The 17,332-nt window shown below is 61.9% G+C and carries 13 protein-coding genes; 3 read left to right on the forward strand and 10 right to left on the reverse strand.

Annotation, left to right across the window (positions count from 1 at the left end; genetic code table 11):
* Window positions 1–441 (reverse strand): hypothetical protein, encoded by a 441-nt coding sequence (locus GTP69_RS21720; protein ID WP_202424522.1) that lies wholly within the window; start codon window positions 439–441, stop codon window positions 1–3.
* A 115-nt stretch (window positions 442–556) separates the two neighbouring features.
* The gene (locus tag GTP69_RS21725; protein WP_161056820.1) at window positions 557–967 is read right to left on the reverse strand and encodes a phiTE_015 family protein; all 411 of its coding nucleotides are present in this window, start codon (window positions 965–967) and stop codon (window positions 557–559) included.
* A gap of 399 nt (window positions 968–1,366) precedes the next feature.
* Here GTP69_RS21725 and xth point away from each other — a divergent pair, with 399 nt between their 5' ends.
* Window positions 1,367–2,131: an exodeoxyribonuclease III gene (gene xth / locus GTP69_RS21730; RefSeq protein ID WP_161056821.1), complete on the forward strand. Its 765-nt coding sequence runs from the start codon at window positions 1,367–1,369 to the stop codon at window positions 2,129–2,131.
* Between the two features lie 6 nt (window positions 2,132–2,137).
* Here the strand turns inward: xth and GTP69_RS21735 are convergent, their stop codons facing one another.
* The 8 genes from GTP69_RS21735 to prpB all read right to left on the reverse strand — a co-directional run bounded on the left by GTP69_RS21735 (window position 2,138) and on the right by prpB (window position 14,602).
* On the reverse strand, window positions 2,138–4,717 hold the full coding sequence (locus GTP69_RS21735; RefSeq protein ID WP_161056822.1) for a bifunctional diguanylate cyclase/phosphodiesterase: 2,580 nt from the start codon (window positions 4,715–4,717) through the stop codon (window positions 2,138–2,140).
* Between the two features lie 120 nt (window positions 4,718–4,837).
* On the reverse strand, window positions 4,838–6,499 hold the full coding sequence (locus tag GTP69_RS21740; protein WP_161056823.1) for a cation acetate symporter: 1,662 nt from the start codon (window positions 6,497–6,499) through the stop codon (window positions 4,838–4,840).
* Complete coding sequence (locus GTP69_RS21745) at window positions 6,496–6,804, reverse strand: DUF485 domain-containing protein (RefSeq protein WP_161047685.1); 309 nt, start codon at window positions 6,802–6,804, stop codon at window positions 6,496–6,498. The genes GTP69_RS21740 and GTP69_RS21745 overlap by 4 nt, the downstream gene beginning before the upstream one ends.
* A gap of 72 nt (window positions 6,805–6,876) precedes the next feature.
* On the reverse strand, window positions 6,877–8,748 hold the full coding sequence (locus GTP69_RS21750; protein ID WP_161056824.1) for a propionate--CoA ligase: 1,872 nt from the start codon (window positions 8,746–8,748) through the stop codon (window positions 6,877–6,879).
* 22 nt (window positions 8,749–8,770) lie between these two features.
* On the reverse strand, window positions 8,771–9,952 hold the full coding sequence (prpF, locus tag GTP69_RS21755; RefSeq protein WP_161056917.1) for a 2-methylaconitate cis-trans isomerase PrpF: 1,182 nt from the start codon (window positions 9,950–9,952) through the stop codon (window positions 8,771–8,773).
* Window positions 9,952–12,549, reverse strand: a complete 2,598-nt coding sequence (acnD, locus tag GTP69_RS21760; protein WP_161056825.1) for a Fe/S-dependent 2-methylisocitrate dehydratase AcnD — start codon at window positions 12,547–12,549, stop codon at window positions 9,952–9,954. Before acnD ends, prpF begins: the two co-directional genes overlap by 1 nt.
* A gap of 2 nt (window positions 12,550–12,551) precedes the next feature.
* Entirely contained in the window at window positions 12,552–13,700 is a 1,149-nt protein-coding gene (gene prpC / locus GTP69_RS21765) for a bifunctional 2-methylcitrate synthase/citrate synthase (RefSeq protein WP_161056826.1), read from the reverse strand.
* Between the two features lie 14 nt (window positions 13,701–13,714).
* Window positions 13,715–14,602 (reverse strand): methylisocitrate lyase, encoded by an 888-nt coding sequence (gene prpB, locus GTP69_RS21770; RefSeq protein ID WP_161056827.1) that lies wholly within the window; start codon window positions 14,600–14,602, stop codon window positions 13,715–13,717.
* Between the two features lie 145 nt (window positions 14,603–14,747).
* On the opposite strand from prpB, the gene prpR reads away from it, so the two are divergent.
* A complete protein-coding gene (gene prpR, locus GTP69_RS21775; protein ID WP_161056828.1) occupies window positions 14,748–16,367 on the forward strand; it encodes a propionate catabolism operon regulatory protein PrpR in 1,620 nt (539 codons plus the stop codon).
* 99 nt (window positions 16,368–16,466) lie between these two features.
* On the forward strand, window positions 16,467–17,330 hold the full coding sequence (locus GTP69_RS21780; protein ID WP_161056829.1) for an alpha/beta fold hydrolase: 864 nt from the start codon (window positions 16,467–16,469) through the stop codon (window positions 17,328–17,330).
* The last annotated feature ends 2 nt before the right edge of the window (window positions 17,331–17,332 follow it).

Genomic DNA, 17,332 nt, shown 5'->3' on the forward strand with positions numbered 1-17,332 from the left:
TTAGAACAGGGTCACGCCGGCTGCCGGCGCTGGCCCGTCTTCCTTGTCCTGGGCCGGGCGCATGACCACCGTCAGTATCGACGGATAGTCGTAGCCTGCGCCCGTATTACGGTCCACATACAGGCCCACACCGGCCGTCAGCACCAGGTTGCCCCAGATATTGGCGTCGGCCTTGGAATCCACCTTCTCGTAGGCCCAGCCCTTGCCCGTCTTCTCGCAGTCGATGCGCAGCGGTCCGGCGCTTTTGCGCAGCGTCACGCGCGCCGGCGTGGTGACAAACCATTTGCCCACGTCGTTGTACAGCACGCAGCCGACACCCGCGATCTCGCGGTGATCGAGCACGGTTTGCACCAGCACGTTTTGGTCGGTGGATTCGGTCAGGGAAGCGCAGCCCGCCAATGAGGCGAACAATGCGACCGCTGCAGCGGGGCGGAGATACATGGTCTGTCTCTGGAATATCGATATAGACCAGTGTAGCAGCCCGCCGGCGGTTTCAGTCGCTTGATCAAACGGCGTAAAGCCTTGCACTTTACGCCTTCCAGCTCTGGCCTTTACTTCAGGCGTTGTGGCGATCCATTACCTTGGACGCCACCGGCGCATCGGCCTGTTCCTGCTGCTTCTTCTTCAGACCCTGCACCACTTTCAGGATGTCGTCCATGCCGCGCTCGCCGCCCAGCGTCGAGAAGGCATCCAGCACCTCGTTCAGCACCTGATTGCGCACGGCCGCTTCGTCAGGGTTGATTTCCGCTGGACGTTGCACGGCAACCGCAGCACGCTTTTCAGCGGCGGCAGCTTCCTTCTGCGCAGCGGTCTTGCGGCCGCCTGGCGGTTTGCCATGTTCCAGCGCCGCTTGCCAGATTACCCAGCGGCGCTGTGTTTCAAAGACCAGATACTCATCTGGCTTGTCTTCCCGACGGCGTACAATATGGCCATCGCGCTGTGCCCATGCCTCAAATGCAGTTCGCATTTTTTCATTCCTTTGTAAATGCGCCACGCGCCATTCACTATAAAAACCACAAGTAATTTCCGTATAGTATCATTTCTTGCGTCACCACAACACAGAAAATACATAAATTACGCTGTTTTAGTTGCTAACGGGAAACACAAGTTTTCCACTCAATTTGTACTAGTATATTTCTATTTTGCTTATTTTGTCTTGGTTTCCAGTTCTATTTTGACAACGACGAGACAGTCTTGGCAATTTTTTTTTGATTTCACATATTTTGCAACATTTTAGGCCCTGCCACACCATTAAAGGAAGGGTTTTTCATGTTTTTTCATACAAGTTTGCAAAGTGATAATCGTTCTGTTAAATCTCGATGCTGTAAGATGCAAGCCACATGAACTTGCTAGAAAGTACAACTACATGAAATTAGCTACTTGGAATGTTAACTCTTTGAACGTAAGACTGCCGCACGTTATGAAATGGCTAGAGGAAAATCCTACGGATGTGCTAGCTATCCAGGAAACAAAATTGACGGACGACAAGTTTCCGCTGGCGGCAATCGAGGCGGCCGGCTACCACGTGGCCTATACCGGCCAAAAAACCTATAACGGCGTGGCCATCATCTCCAAATTGCCGATCCACGACATCGTCAAGAACAATCCGAAATTCGACGATCCACAGCAGCGCATCATCGCCGGCACCATCGACGGCGTGCGCGTGGTCTGCGCCTACGTGCCCAACGGCCAGGCGGTCGGCTCGGACAAGTTCGAATACAAAATGGCCTGGCTGAACGCCTTCCACGACTGGATCAAGGAAGAATCCGCACAGCATCCGCAACTGGCGGTGCTGGGCGACTACAACATCGCGCCAGAAGACCGCGACGTCCACGACCCGGCCGCGTGGGAAGGCATGGTGCATGTGTCGCCGGAAGAGCGCGCGCAGCTCAAGCGCCTGCTGGACCTCGGCCTGACCGACGCCTTCCGCATGTTCGAGCAAGCGGATAAGTCGTACAGCTGGTGGGACTATCGTGGCCTCGGCTTCCGCCTGAACAAAGGCCTGCGCATCGACCACCTGCTGCTGTCGGACGCATTGAAGCAGCGCTGCACCGCCTGCGTGATCGATCGCGTACCACGCAAATGGGACCAGCCGTCGGATCACACGCCGGTGATCGCCACCTTCGCCTGATTCTGGCTAGCAGCGCGGCAGCAGCAACTGGGCCGTAACGTGCGGCACCGGCTGCGAGAACAAATAGCCCTGGGCGAACTGGCAGCCGTGGCGCTGCAATAGCGCATACTGCCCTTCCGTCTCCACGCCCTCCGCCACCACCGACAGCTGCAAGCTGTTCGACAGCGCGATGATCGCCGCCACGATGGCGCGGTCTTCCGCGCTCTGCTCCAGGTCCTTGATGAAGGCGCGGTCGATCTTGATCTTCTTGACCGGGAAGCGCTTCAGGTAAGCCAGCGACGAATAGCCAGTGCCGAAGTCGTCGATCGACAGGCGGATGCCCATGGCGTTGATGTGGCCGAGGATTTCCAGCGTCTGCTCGCCATGCTGCATCAGCGCCGTTTCGGTGATTTCAAACTCGATCAACGCCGGGTCGATGCCGGTGTCGTCGAGGATGGCGCGGATCGACTCCACCAGGCCGCGATGCATGAACTGGCGCGCTGACAGGTTGACCGCCAGCGGCACCGGCGTCATGCCCTGGCTTTGCCACAGCATGCTTTGCTTGCAGGCCTGGCGTATCACCCACTCGCCGATCGGCACGATCATGCCGTTTTCCTCGATGATGGGAATGAACTGGTCCGGCATAACCAGCTCGCCATCCTTGCCGCCGCGCCGCCAGCGCAGCAGCACTTCCATCGCATGCAGGCGGCGCGTGCCGATGTCCATGATGGGCTGGAAGTACAACTCGAATTCGTCGGCCGCCAGGGCGCCGCGCAGACTGGTCTCCAGCTCGAAGTGGCGCGCCGCCGTCAGGTTCATCGCCTCTTTGAAGAACTGGTAGTTGTTACGGCCGCTGGCCTTGGCGTGGTACATGGCGCCGTCGGCGCTGCGCATCAGCGTCTCCACATCGCCGCCGTCGTCCGGATACACGCTGATGCCGATCGACGGCGTGATGTGCAGGTTGCGGCCCTCCAGCGGGAAGCTCTCGGCCAGCGCCTCGATAATCTTCTCGGCCACCTGCCCTGCTTCCTCCGAGGTGCGGATACCCGGCACCAGCACCACGAATTCATCGCCGCCCAGCCGCGCCACGGTATCGCTGGCGCGCACTGCGCGGCACAAGCGGCTGGCCACTTCCTTCAGCAGCTGGTCCCCGGTCATATGGCCGAGCGAATCATTGATGGTCTTGAAGCGGTCGAGATCGATGAACATCACCGCCAGCTTGCGGTCGAAGCGCTGTGCCGCCAGCATGGCGCGGTCCAGCCGGTCCGACAGCAAGGCGCGATTCGGCAGGCCGGTCAGGCTGTCGTGATACGCCATGTGGTGCACGCGCGCCTCGGCCTGGCGGCGTTCGATGATCTCGCCCTGCAATTGCGCGTTGGCGCCGGCCAGTTCGGCGGTCCGTTCCTGCACCCGCAGTTCCAGCTCGTCGCGCGCGCGGGCCACCGCTTCCGCCGCCTCGCGCCGCGCGGTGATATCGTCCACCAGCCACACCGAGCGCCCACTGTTCTCCGCCAGGTCGAACGGACGGCCGGACAGGCGCGCCCAGAACGTGCTGCCATCCTTGCGCACCAGCTCATACTCGGAGACGTTGACCTGGCCGCTGCGGAAGTCGCGTACCGTCGCCGCGCGCGCCTGCTCCCACGCGTCCTTGTCGGCGTAGAAGGCCTGCACGCTCAGATGATTCATCTCGCCCGGCCCGTAGCCGAACAGTTCTTCCATCTTGCGGTTGCAGCGCAGATTGAAGCCGCCCTCCACCACCGAGATGCCCAGCACCGCGCTGTCCAGGATGGCCTGGTTTTCCAGCAGCGCGTTGCGCAGCGCTTCCTCGGCGCGCTTTTGCTCGGTGCGGTCTTCGATCACCCAGATCGTGCCTTGCGACGGATCGTCAGGATTGACCACGTAGCCGATCAGCTGTGCCCACAGGTTGCTGCCATCGGCGCGGCGCATTTCGATCTCGGTCTGGAACGGCTTGCCGATGGAGAGGAAGGGATAGGCTTCGGCGCCCAGCTTGTCGTAGGCCTCCTGCGAGGGATACAGGGCGCGGCCCGGCAGCGTCAGGCCCGAGTGCTCGTCGTAGCCGAACATCTCGGCAAAGCCGCGGTTGTAGCGGGTGATGATGCGGTTCTTGGTGAACAGGATGCTCATCGAGGCGTTGGTCATGATGGCCTCGACCTCCAGCTGCGTTTGCAGCGAGTTCGTTACGTCTTCCAGGATCCAGATGGTGCCGCTGCCGCGATGTTCAAAGTCGACCGCGTTGGCGCGCACGCGGCACCAGAACAGGCTGCCATCCTTGCGTTTGAACTGCCAGGCGGATTTCTCGAATGGCTGGCCGCTGCTCAGCAACGGCGTCGCTTCGCGGCCGAAGGTCTCGTAGGCCTCCGGGGATGGGAACACGATGGACGAGTGCTGCCCCTCCATCTCGCCCGGCGCGTAGCCAAACATCTCGGCCATGCGCGCGTTACAGCGCATCATGACCTGCGATTTGCTGAACAGGATACCTACCGATGCGTTATCAAATATGGCCTTCTGCTCCAGCAGCATGCGGCGCAGTTGTTCTTCGCGCAGGACGCGCTGGTCATCGGTGGCATCGGTGGCGTCAGAAAGCATCGTCGGCAGATAATAAACCACATTACTGGCTATCGCTATGAATGTACTTGTGCTGTGCCTCTAAAAACGACAACGCCCGGTCGGACCGGGCGTTATCTTTACTGCAAAGTGATGCTTATATCAATGCGCGGCGGCTCCGGCAGCGCCGATACCGGTTTCGGAGCGCATCTGCTGCGCTTCGTAGCCGGCGCGGTCGATGCGCGCGCGGTCGCTCTTGTCCAGCACCGAGAACAGCCAGATGCCGAGGAAGCCGGCCGGCATCGAGAAGATGGCCGGCGACGCATATGGGAACAGTTCATGCGCGTTGCCCAGCACATCGACCCACACGGACTTGGACAGCACGGTCATCACCAGCGCCAGCGTCAGGCCGATAAAGCCGCCGATGGTGGCGCCGCGCGTGGTGCAGTTCTTCCACAGCACGGACATGAACAGCACCGGGAAGTTGGCCGATGCCGCAATCGCAAACGCCAGCGATACCATGAAGGCGATGTTCTGCTTTTCGAACGCGATACCCAGCACCACGGCGATGATGCCCAGTGCGATGGTGGTGATCTTCGACACTTTCAGTTCGCTGGCGCCGCTGGCCTGGCCCTTTTTGATGACGGTAGCGTACAGGTCATGCGACACAGCCGATGCGCCGGACAGCGTCAGGCCTGCTACCACAGCCAGGATGGTGGCGAAGGCCACTGCCGAGATGAAGCCCAGGAAGACGTTGCCGCCTACTGCTTTGGCCAGGTGCACCGCAGCCATGTTGTTACCGCCCAGGAGCTTGCCCGCTGCATCCTTGAATTCCGGGTTGGTGCTGACCAAAACGATGGCGCCGAAACCGATGATGAAGGTCAGGATGTAGAAGTAAGCGATCCAGGTGGTAGCCCAGAATACCGACTTGCGTGCTTCCTTCGCGCTAGGCACAGTGAAGAAGCGCATCAGAATGTGCGGCAGACCGGCGGTGCCGAACATCAGCGCCATGCCGAACGAGATCGCCGAGACAGGGTCCTTGATGAAGGTGCCCGGACCCATGATGGCGTCCTTCTTGGAGTGCACTTCCACCGCTTTGGCGAACAGCGCCTCTGGGCTGAAATGGAACTGCGCCAGCACGGCAAACGCCATGAAGCTGGCGCCGCCCAGCAGCATCACCGCTTTGATGATCTGCACCCAGGTGGTGGCGGTCATGCCGCCGAACAGCACGTAAATCATCATCAACGTACCAACCAGCACCACGGCGATCCAGTATTCGAGACCGAACAGCAGTTTAATCAGTTGGCCGGCGCCGACCATCTGCGCGATCAGGTAGAAGGCCACCACCACCAGCGTGCCGGAAGCCGAGAAGATGCGGATCGGCGCCTGCTTGAAGCGGTAGGCGGCGACGTCGGCGAAGGTGAAGCGGCCCAGGTTACGCAGGCGCTCCGCCATCAGGAAGGTGATGACCGGCCAGCCGACCAGGAAGCCGATGGCGTAGATCAGGCCATCGTAACCGTTCAGGAACACCGATGCGGAAATGCCGAGGAAGGACGCCGCCGACATAAAATCGCCAGCGATCGCCAGACCGTTCTGGAAACCGGTGATGCCGCCGCCGGCGGTGTAGAAGTCGGACGCCGAGCGGGTTTTCTTCGCGGCCCACTTGGTGATGAACAGCGTAAACAGCACGAAGCCGGCGAACATGATGATCGCGGTCCAGTTGGTAGGCTGGCGCTCGGCCTGGCCCAGGTCTCCGCCAGCGGCCAAGGCGATGCCGCAGGTTGCCAGCAGCGCTGGCGCCATCAAACGTTTCAAGGTGCTCATGCTTTCACCTTTGCGTGGATGGCTTGGGTCAGTTGGTCGTATTTGTTGTTGGCACGGCGGACGTAGACGCCGGTGATCAGTACCGTGAAGACGATGACGAACAGGCCAATCGGCATGCCCCAGGTCATGACGCCATCGCCGGTTTTCGCTGCCAGGAATTCTTTGTCGAACGCGATCAGCAGGATGTAGCCGTAGTAGACCACCATCATGGCGGCGGTAAGCCACCAGCCGAAGCGGGAACGCGTCTTGACCAACTCGTGATAATTGGGGTCGCGTTTAAGCTGTTGAACCAAATCGTCTTGCATTGTGTGTCTCCGTTATTGATGCTCTTCTATTCGAGCTTATACACAGAATAGAAGAGCAGCCTTACCGGGTGCTTACAACAACGCGCGTTGAATCTGCTGAAGTGACGATGGATCTTCGATCGAAGTCAGGTCGCCGGGATTGCGTCCTTCGCAAATGGCTTGTATGGAGCGGCGCAGCAATTTGCCCGAGCGGGTCTTGGGCAGTTGCGTAACGAAGTAAACATGCGCCGGCCGCGCCACTGCGCCAAGCTGGCGGTCCACCACCGACATCACATCCTGCTCGGTGGTTGCTGCACTTGCGTCTTTCAAAATCGCGAAGGCGACGGCCACCTGCCCTTTTATCTTATCCGCCACACCGACCACCGCCACTTCGGATACATTCGGATGGCTGCTGATCGATTCCTCGATTTCGCGCGTGCCGAGGCGATGGCCGGCGACGTTGATCACGTCATCGGTGCGGCCCAGGATGAAGTAGTAGCCGTCCGCATCGCGCAGCCCCCAGTCGAAGGTGGAATACATCATGCGGCCATTAACCTCGGACCAGTAGGTATCGACAAAGCGCTGGTCGTCGCCGTACACGGTCTGCATGCAGCCCGGCGGCAGCGGGCCTTCGATCATCACCACGCCTTTTTCGCCGGCGCTGCATTCGGTGCCGGTGGTCTCGTTGACCAAGCGGACCTGATAACCGTACATGGCGACACCCGGACTACCCAGGCGCGTCGGCGAGTCCTCTATCCCTTTGGCGATCGACAGGATCGGCCAGCCGGTTTCGGTCTGCCAGTAGTTGTCGATGATCGGTACACCGAGTTCGGTAGCGATCCAGCTGGAGGTGGTTTCATCCAGCGGCTCGCCGGCCAGGTACAGCGCTTTCAGCGACGACAGGTCGTGCTTGCGCATGAATTCGGGCGGCTGCTTGCGCAGTACCCGCACCGCCGTCGGTGCGGAGAACATGCGCGTGACCTTGTACTTCTCGACGATGCTCCACCAGATTCCGGGATCGGGACAGACCGGCAGCCCTTCGTACATGATGGTCGCCATACCGGCGATCAGCGGCCCGTAGACGATGTACGAGTGGCCCACCACCCAGCCGATATCCGAAGTGGCGAAGAAGGTTTCGCCGGCCTTGCCGCAGAAGTTGTGCTTCATCGACGCCGCCAGCGCCACCGCGTAGCCGCCGACGTCGCGCTGCACGCCTTTCGGCTTGCCGGTGGTGCCGGAGGTGTACAGGATGTATGAAGGCTCGTTCGACTCCAGCCACGTCACCGGCACCTGCGCGGACAAATGCGAAGCGCACAGCGCGGCGTAATCGACATCGCGGCCTTCCACCCGCTGCATCGTCGCCAGGCCACGATCCACCAGCAGCACGCGCGCAGGCTTGGCGGTCGACAGCGCAATCGCTTCGTCCAGCAGCGGTTTGTAGGGAATCGGTTTGCCGTTGCGCGAGCCGGCATCGGCGGAGACGATCAGCACCGGCCGGGCGTCATCGATGCGGCTGGCCAGGCTGTTGGCGGCAAAGCCGCCGAACACCACCGAGTGCACCGCGCCGATGCGGGCGCAGGCCAGCATCGCAAACGCCGCTTCGGCGATCATCGGCATGTAGATCAACACGCGGTCGCCCTTGCGCACGCCGAGCGATTGCATCATCGCCGCCCAGCGCTGGACTTCCACGTGCAGTTGATTGAAGGAGTAGCTGCGCTCCGTATTGGTTTCGGTGGAGATAGCGATCAATGCAGGCTTGTCGCCCTGCCCGCCCGGCAAGCACCAACGGTCCACCGCGTTGTAACACAGGTTGGTCTTGCCGCCGACGAACCAGCGGGCGAACGGTGGTTGCGAATAATCCAGCACTTGCGAAAACGGCGTGTTCCAGTCGATGAGCGCAGCTTCGTCATGCCAGAACGCTTCAGGCGTGGCGATAGAGCGCTGATAAAAATCAGCGTACTTCATGTCTCCTCCAAGGTGTGACTGTTCAAGCGGGTACGCGTACCCAGCCTTCCATCAGTACGCGCGCGCTGCGGCTCATTACCGCTTTTTTCACGCTCCATTCTCCGTTCTGCTGTACGGCCTCCGCGCCGACACGCAAGGTGCCGGATGGATGGCCGAAGCGCACCGCCTTGCGTTCGCCGCCGCCAGCCGCCAGGTTGACCAGCGTGCCGGGAATCGCCGCCGCCGTGCCGATCGCCACCGCTGCGGTGCCCATCATGGCGTGATGCAGCTTGCCCATCGAGAGCGCGCGCACCAGCAGGTCGATATCGTCCGCCGCCACCGGTTTGCCGCTGGAGGAAACGTAGGCGGCAGGCGGCGCCACAAACGCCACCTTCGGCGTGTGCTGGCGCGTGGCCGCTTCGCTCAGGTCTTTGATGAGCCCCATGCGCAGCGCGCCGTATGCGCGGATGGTTTCGAACATCGCCAGCGCTTTCGCATCGCCGTTAATGGCGTCCTGCAGTTCGGTACCGGTGTAGCCCACGGCATCGGCGTTGATGAAGATGGTCGGGATGCCGGCGTTGATCATGGTCGCTTTCAGCGTGCCGACGCCGGGGACGTCCAGATCGTCCACCAGCTGGCCGGTCGGGAACATCGAACCGCCAGCGCCCTCTTCTTCCGCCGCCGGGTCCATGAACTCCAGCTGCACTTCGGCGGCAGGGAATGTCACGCCATCCAGTTCGAAGTCGCCGGTTTCCTGCACCTCGCCATTGGTCACTGGGATGTGGGCGATGATGGTCTTGCCGATGTTGGCCTGCCATACGCGCACTACAGCCACGCCATCGCGCGGCACGCGGGCCGGATCAACCAGCCCGCCGCTGATGGCGAACGCGCCGACCGCCGCCGACAGGTTGCCGCAATTGCCGCTCCAGTCCACAAAGGCCTTGTCGATGGAGACCTGACCGAACAGATAGTCGACATCATGCTCGGGCCGCGCGCTCTTCGACAGGATCACGGTTTTGCTGGTGCTGGAAGTGGCGCCGCCCATGCCGTCAATTTGCTTGCCGTATGGGTCCGGGCTACCGATCACGCGCAGCAGCAGCTGGTCGCGCGCGGTGCCCGGCTGCTGCGCCGCTTCCGGCAGATCCTGCAAGCGGAAGAACACGCCCTTGCTGGTGCCGCCACGCATATAGGTGGCGGCGATTTTGATTTGAGGTTTGTGCGTCATCATGCAGCCTTTGCGGATTCCAGGAAGTCCTGCGCAAAGCGTTGCAGCACGCCGCCGGCTTCGTAGATGGACACTTCTTCCGCCGTGTCGAGACGGCAGGTCACCGGCACGTCCATGCGCGCACCGTTAAGGCGATGGATCACCAGCGTCAACGTGGCGCGTGGCTTGCGTTCGCCGATCACGTCAAAGGTCTCTGTGCCGTCGAGGCCCAGTGTGATGCGGTTCACGCCATGCTGGAACTCCAGCGGCAGCACACCCATGCCGACAAGATTGGTGCGGTGAATGCGCTCGAAGCCTTCGGCAACAATCGCTTCCACGCCAGCCAGACGCACGCCCTTGGCCGCCCAGTCGCGCGACGAGCCCTGGCCGTAGTCAGCGCCGGCGATGATAATCAGCGGCTGCTTGCGCTCCATATAGGTCTCAATCGCTTCCCACATGCGCAGCACCTGGCCATCCGGTTCCACGCGCGCCAGTGAACCGGCTTTGACCTTGCCGTCGGCATCGCGCACCATCTCGTTCTTCAGCGTTGGGTTGGCGAAGGTGGCGCGTTGCGCGGTCAGGTGATCGCCGCGGTGGGTGGCGTAGGAGTTGAAGTCCTCTTCCGGCAAGCCCATTTTGTGCAGGTATTCCCCGGCAGCCGAATCCATCATGATCGCGTTGGACGGCGACAGGTGGTCGGTAGTGATGTTATCGCCGAGGACCGCCAACGGACGCATGCCGCTCAGCGAGCGCTCACCCGCCAGCGCGCCTTCCCAGTATGGCGGGCGGCGGATGTAGGTGGTCTGCGGACGCCAGTCGTACAGCGGGCTGACCGAAATGCCGTCATCCGCCTGTTTGGCGAACATCGGAATGTAGACCTTGCGGAACTGCTCCGGCTTGACCGCGCTGGCGACGATGGCATCGATCTCTTCGTCCGACGGCCAGATGTCTTTCAGCGTGACCGGCTGGCCGTTGGCGTCATGGCCCAGCACATCCTTTTCGATGTCGAAGCGGATGGTGCCGGCGATGGCGTAAGCAACCACCAGCGGTGGCGAAGCCAGGAAAGCCTGCTTCGCATACGGGTGGATGCGGCCGTCGAAATTGCGGTTGCCCGACAGGACGGCAGTGGCGTACAGGTCGCGCTCCACTACCTCTTTCTGGATCACTGGATCGAGTGCGCCGGACATGCCGTTGCACGAGGTGCAGGCATACGCCACCACGCCAAAGCCCAGCTGTTCCAGCTCCGGCAGCAGGCCGGCTTCTTCGAGGTACAGCGTAACGGTCTTGGAACCCGGCGCCAGCGAGGATTTCACCCACGGCTTGCGCGTCAGGCCGCGCGCGTTGGCGTTGCGCGCCAGCAGACCGGCGGCGATCATATTGCGCGGGTTATTGGTGTTGGTGCAGCTGGTGATGGCGGCGATAATGCAGGCGCCGTCCGGCATCAAGCCCGGTTCATTTTCCACCACGCCGCTGATGCCGCGCGCGGCCAGCTCGGACGTGGGCACGCGGCTGTGCGGATTCGACGGGCCGGCGATATTGCGCACTACGCTGGACAGATCGAACTTCAGCACGCGTTCATATTCTGCGCCCACCAGAGCATCGCCCCACAGGCCGGTCTCTTTGGCGTAGGTCTCCACCAGCTTGACCGTTTCGTCTTCGCGGCCGGTCAGCTTGAGGTACTTGATGGTTTGCTCGTCGATGTAGAACATCGCTGCGGTCGAGCCGTATTCCGGCGCCATGTTGGAGATGGTGGCGCGGTCGCCCAGCGTCAGGTGCGCAGCGCCTTCGCCGTAGAACTCCAGATACGACGACACCACCTTTTGCTTGCGCAGGAATTCCGTCAGCGCCAGCACGATGTCGGTGGCGGTGATGCCCGGCTGCGGCTTGCCGCTCAGTTCAACGCCGATGATGTCCGGAAGACGCATCCACGAGGCACGGCCCAGCATCACGCTTTCCGCTTCCAGGCCGCCGACGCCGATGGCGATCACGCCCAGCGCATCGACCATCGGCGTGTGCGAGTCAGTGCCGACCAGCGTATCCGGGAAGGCCACGCCATCCACCGACTGAATCACCGGCGACATGCGCTCCAGATTAATCTGGTGCAGGATGCCGTTCCCCGGCGGGATCACGTCAACGTTCTTGAACGCCTTCTTGGTCCAGTTGATGAAATCGAAGCGGTCTTCGTTGCGGCGGTCTTCAATGGCGCGGTTCTTGTTGAACGCATCTGGATCGAAACCGCCACACTCCACCGCCAGCGAGTGATCGACCACCAGCTGCGTCGGCACCACTGGATTGACCAAGGCCGGATCGCCGCCTTGCAGCGCAATCGCGTCGCGCAGGCCAGCCAGGTCGACCAGCGCGGTCTGGCCCAGAATGTCGTGGCACACCACACGGGCCGGGAACCATGGGAAGTCGAGGTCGCGCTTGCGTTCGATCAGCTGCGACAGCGAAGCGTTGAGCGTGGCCGGATCACAGCGGCGCACCAGATTTTCCGCCAGTACGCGCGAGGTGTATGGCAGTTTGGCCCAGGCGCCTGGCTGGATCGCATCGACTGCGGCGCGCGCGTCGAAGTAGTCTAGCTGGGTGCCCGGCAAGGGCTTGCGGAATGCGGTATTCATGATTATTTGCGGTCCTTGATCGGGACGAATTTCAGGTCTTCAGGGCCAACGTAGTTGGCGCTTGGGCGGATGATCTTGTTGTCGATGCGCTGCTCGATGATATGCGCCGACCAGCCGGAGGTGCGCGAGATGACGAACAGCGGCGTGAACATCGCGGTCGGCACGCCCATCATGTGGTACGACACGGCCGAGAACCAGTCCAGGTTCGGGAACATCTTTTTGATTTCCCACATCACCGATTCAAGGCGCTCGGCGATGTCGTACATTTTGGTGGAGCCGGCTTCCTCGGACAACTGGCGCGCCACGTCCTTGATCACCACATTGCGCGGATCGGAGACTGTGTACACCGGGTGGCCGAAGCCGATCACCACTTCCTTGTTGGCGACGCGGTTGCGGATGTCGGCTTCCGCTTCATCCGGATTTTCATAGCGCTTCTGGATTTCGAAGGCCACTTCGTTGGCGCCGCCGTGCTTCGGACCGCGCAGCGCACCGATGGCGCCGGTAATGGCCGAATGGATGTCCGAACCCGTGCCGGCGATCACGCGGCTGGTGAAGGTGGAGGCGTTGAATTCATGTTCCGCATACAGGATCAGCGAAGTGTGCATTGCGCGCACCCACGACTCCTGCGGCTTGTGGCCGTGCAGCAGGTGCAGGAAATGGCCGCCGATGGAGTCGTCGTCGGTTTCCACTTCGATGCGCTTGCCGTTATGGCTGTAGTGGTACCAGTACAGCAGCATGGAACCGAAGGACGCCATCAGGCGGTCGGCGATATCGCGCGCGCCGGGCACGTTATGGTCATCTTTTTCCGGCAGCGTGCAGCCCAGCACCGAGACACCGGTGCGCATCACGTCCATCGGATGCGCCGATGCCGGCAGGGCTTCCAGCGCCGACTTCACCGCTTGCGGCAGGCCGCGCAACGAGCGCAGTTTGGCCTTGTAACCGCGCAGTTCTGACTCGGCCGGCAGCTTGCCATGCACCAGCAGGTAGGCGATTTCTTCAAACTCGCAGGTGGTGGCGACGTCCAGGATGTCGTAGCCGCGATAGTGCAGGTCATTGCCGGTTTTGCCGACGGAGCACAGCGCGGTATTACCGGCGGCGACACCCGACAGGGCGACGGATTTTTTTGGTTTGAAGGTGGTGGCTTCGGTCATTTTCGTGTCTCCTCTTATTTCTTCTGTGCGGCGAACAGCGCGTCCAGCTTCTGTTCGAATTCATGATAGTTGATGCGGTCATACAGTTCGGCGCGGGTCTGCATGGTGTCCAATACGTTCTGCTGCGTGCCGTCGCGGCGGATCGCGCCGTAGACGTTTTCCGCTGCCTTGTTCATGGCGCGGAAGGCGGACAGCGGATACAGCACCAAGCCCACGTCGGCGCTGCGCAATTCATCGACGGTGAACAGCGGCGTCGAACCGAATTCCGTGATGTTGGCCAGCACCGGCACTTTGACGGCGGCCGCAAACTGCTTGTACATATCGAGCGAAATCATCGCTTCAGGGAAGATCATGTCGGCGCCTGCTTCCACGCAGGCGACCGCGCGTTCGATGGCGGCGTCCAGGCCTTCCACCGCCAGCGCATCGGTGCGCGCCATGATGACGAATTGGTCGTCGGTGCGGGCGTCGACGGCGGCCTTGATGCGGTCGACCATCTCATCCTTGCTGACGATTTCCTTGCCCGGACGATGGCCGCAGCGCTTGGCGCCAACCTGGTCTTCGATGTGGGTGCCGGCGGCGCCGAACTTGATCAGCGATTTGACGGTGCGGGCGACATTGAAGGCGGAGGCGCCGAAGCCGGTGTCCGAATCGACCAGCAGCGGCAGGTCGCAGACGTCGGTGATGCGGCGCACGTCGGTCAGCACGTCGTCCAGATTCGAGATGCCCAGGTCCGGCAGGCCGAGCGAACCCGCAGCCACGCCGCCGCCGGACAGGTAAATCGCCTTGAAGCCGGCGCGCTTGGCCAGCAATGCATGGTTGGCGTTGATGGCGCCGACCACCTGCAATGGGGATTCTTCCTTGACGGCTTGGCGGAACGCGGCGCCTGCGGAGTAGTGACTCATGTTGTGACCTTTCGATATTGCGTTGAAGTTCCGCTCTCTATTGCAAGGGGTGTGCCAGAGCGTCAACTTATATAAATCAATCACTTACGCACAACGCCATGTTTCAAAATGAAACAACGAAACAAGTTTGAACTATAATTGAAACATGCGACATTCCACGCCCCTGCCCTTCGACGTCAACGACAAGCCGGTTATCTGGACGGTTTCCGTATCGCGCCTGTCTGACCTGTTCCGCGACATCACGCTGGAATACGACAACCTGGCGACCATTGAGCCGATCAACCTGGGCTTCGAGGAAGCGGCCAAACATATCCGCGAACGGCTGGCGACGGAGCGCTGCGACGCCATCATCTCGGCCGGCTCCAACGCGGCGTATCTGAAAGGCCGGCTGTCGGTGCCGGTGGTGATCGCCAAATTCAGCGGCTTCGATGTAATGCAAGCGCTGGCGCGGGCACGGCGTGTATCGGACAGCATCGGCATCATCACCTATCAGGAGCGGTTGGCGGAGCTGGCCGAGTTTTCCACTACCTTCGGTTTCGACGTGGCGCAACGCACCTACGTGACCGAGGAAGACGCGCGCGCGCAGGTCAATGACCTCAAGGCGGCCGGCATCAAGGCGATTGTCGGCGCGGGACGCATCACCGACCTGGCCGAGGAAGCGGGACTGACCGGCGTCTTCGTCTACTCCGCCGCCTCGATTCGTCACGCCTTCGACGATGCGTTGGAGATGGCGCGGCTGACGCAGCTGGAGTCCAACCGCAACCGCGCGCGCAGCGCCGTGGTGACGGACACGCTGCGCGCCAGGCATGGCATCAACGATCTGCGCGGCGATTCTGCGGCGATGGAGACGGTGCGGCAGTCGGTGGTGCTGTATGCGAAGTCGCCGGCCACGGTGCTGATACAGGGCGAAACCGGCTGCGGCAAGGAACTGGTGGCGCAGGCCATGCACCGCGAGGCGCCGCGCACGCTGGGGCAGAACCGGCCGTTCGTGGCGGTCAACTGCGGCGCAATTGCGGAATCGCTGCTGGAGTCGGAGCTGTTCGGCCACGAGGAAGGCGCGTTCACCGGCGCGCGGCGCGGTGGCCATGCGGGCTTGTTTGAAGCGGCCAATCGCGGCACACTGTTCCTCGACGAGATCGGCGAGATGCCGTTGACGCTGCAAACGCGTTTGCTGCGCGTGCTGGAGGAGCGCGAGGTCGTGCGCGTGGGTGGCACGCGGCCGATACCTGTCAATGTGCGCATCATCAGCGCCACCCATTGCGACCTTGAGCAGCGCGTGCGCGAAGGCCGCTTCCGCGCCGACCTGTTCTACCGGCTGGCGGTGCTGCGCCTGACGTTGCCGCCGTTGCGCGCGCGGCCGGAGGATGTGATGTCGCTGGCCGAGTGGTCGCTGAAGAATGCGCTGGCGTCGCTGGGTGCGCGGCCGCATCCCAATCTGCACGCGGAGATGACAGCGTGCGCGCCGCTGTTGCAGCGTTACGACTGGCCCGGCAATGTGCGCGAGTTGCGCAATCTGACCGAGCGCCTGGCGCTGTTCCTCGCCGCCGAGCCGTTGCAGGCGTTGACGCCTTCCTTTATCTTTAGCGTCGCTCCCGAGCTGGCGGTGCGCCACGCCACAACGCAATCGCTGCCGGCCGCGATGTCAGCCGACAGCGTCACCGCCGTGCTGGCCCGCTTCGGCGGACGGCGCGATGCAGCGGCGGAGTATCTCGGCATCAGCCGCACCACGCTGTGGCGCAAGCTGAAGGCTGAAGGCGGCGCGTGACCGTTCATCATGCCGCAAAAACCGTTCATCAAGTAGTGGTCGCCGCCGCAATGGCTGGGCGATAGCATGGTTCTCACTTACTCACCAACGGAGAACACCATGCTGCTCAAGACCATCGCCGCCGTCGCCGCCACCATGATCCTCGGCCAAGCCGCTGCCGCCGACCATCCCGCCTTTAAAGTAGACGTCACCGGTACCGGCGCGCCCATCATCCTGATTCCAGGCCTGGGTTCGCCCGGCAGCGTTTGGGATGGCACGGTGGCGCACTACTGCGGCAACGGCAAGCACCAATGCCACGTGCTGACGCTGGCCGGTTTCGCAGGCCAGCCGGCCATCAAGGAGCCGCTGCTGCCGGCCGTTGAACAGCAATTGAGCGCCTACATCGCCAACAACAAGTTCGATCACCCGGTCGTCATGGGCCATAGCCTGGGCGGTTATGTCGGCATGAAGCTGGCGGCCGATCATCCGGACCAGGTGGGCCGGCTGGTCATCGTCGACTCGCTGCCGGCATTGGGAGCGACGCAAGTGCCAACCATCACCCGAGAACAACTTAAGCAGCAGGCGGAAGGCATGCGCGCCAATATGAAAACGCAGGACGCCGAAACCTTCAAGGCCGGCCAACTACGTACGCTGCAAAGCATGATCACCAAGCAGGAAGACATCGACCGCGTGCTCGCCACCAGCAAGCAGTCGGACAAGGACACCGTCATCGACAGCATGGCGGAAATGATGGCGGCCGATCTGCGCGACGACGTCAGCCGCATCAAGGCGCCAACGCTGGTGATGGGCACCTGGGTCGCCTATAAAAACTATGCGCCGAAGGAAGCCATCACGGCGGTCTACACGACACAATACGCCAAGCTGCCCGGCGTGCGCGTGGAAATGGCGGATAACGCCCGCCACTTCATCATGTACGACGATCCGGCTTGGATGTATGATCGCATCGATAACTTCCTGAACTAAGC

This window comes from Duganella levis, from assembly GCF_009857605.1.
Classification (GTDB): domain Bacteria; phylum Pseudomonadota; class Gammaproteobacteria; order Burkholderiales; family Burkholderiaceae_D; genus Rugamonas; species Rugamonas levis.

Coding starts and splice junctions, on each gene's coding strand:
- GTP69_RS21740 (WP_161056823.1), bottom strand. CDS start 6,499: ATGAGCACCTTGAAACGTTTGATGGCGCCAGCGCTGCTGGCAACCTGC.
- GTP69_RS21750 (WP_161056824.1), bottom strand. CDS start 8,748: ATGAAGTACGCTGATTTTTATCAGCGCTCTATCGCCACGCCTGAAGCG.
- prpB (WP_161056827.1), bottom strand. CDS start 14,602: ATGAGTCACTACTCCGCAGGCGCCGCGTTCCGCCAAGCCGTCAAGGAA.
- xth (WP_161056821.1), top strand. CDS start 1,367: ATGAAATTAGCTACTTGGAATGTTAACTCTTTGAACGTAAGACTGCCG.
- GTP69_RS21745 (WP_161047685.1), bottom strand. CDS start 6,804: ATGCAAGACGATTTGGTTCAACAGCTTAAACGCGACCCCAATTATCAC.
- GTP69_RS21780 (WP_161056829.1), top strand. CDS start 16,467: ATGCTGCTCAAGACCATCGCCGCCGTCGCCGCCACCATGATCCTCGGC.
- prpC (WP_161056826.1), bottom strand. CDS start 13,700: ATGACCGAAGCCACCACCTTCAAACCAAAAAAATCCGTCGCCCTGTCG.
- prpR (WP_161056828.1), top strand. CDS start 14,748: ATGCGACATTCCACGCCCCTGCCCTTCGACGTCAACGACAAGCCGGTT.
- GTP69_RS21735 (WP_161056822.1), bottom strand. CDS start 4,717: ATGCTTTCTGACGCCACCGATGCCACCGATGACCAGCGCGTCCTGCGC.
- GTP69_RS21725 (WP_161056820.1), bottom strand. CDS start 967: ATGCGAACTGCATTTGAGGCATGGGCACAGCGCGATGGCCATATTGTA.
- GTP69_RS21720 (WP_202424522.1), bottom strand. CDS start 441: ATGTATCTCCGCCCCGCTGCAGCGGTCGCATTGTTCGCCTCATTGGCG.
- acnD (WP_161056825.1), bottom strand. CDS start 12,549: ATGAATACCGCATTCCGCAAGCCCTTGCCGGGCACCCAGCTAGACTAC.
- prpF (WP_161056917.1), bottom strand. CDS start 9,952: ATGACGCACAAACCTCAAATCAAAATCGCCGCCACCTATATGCGTGGC.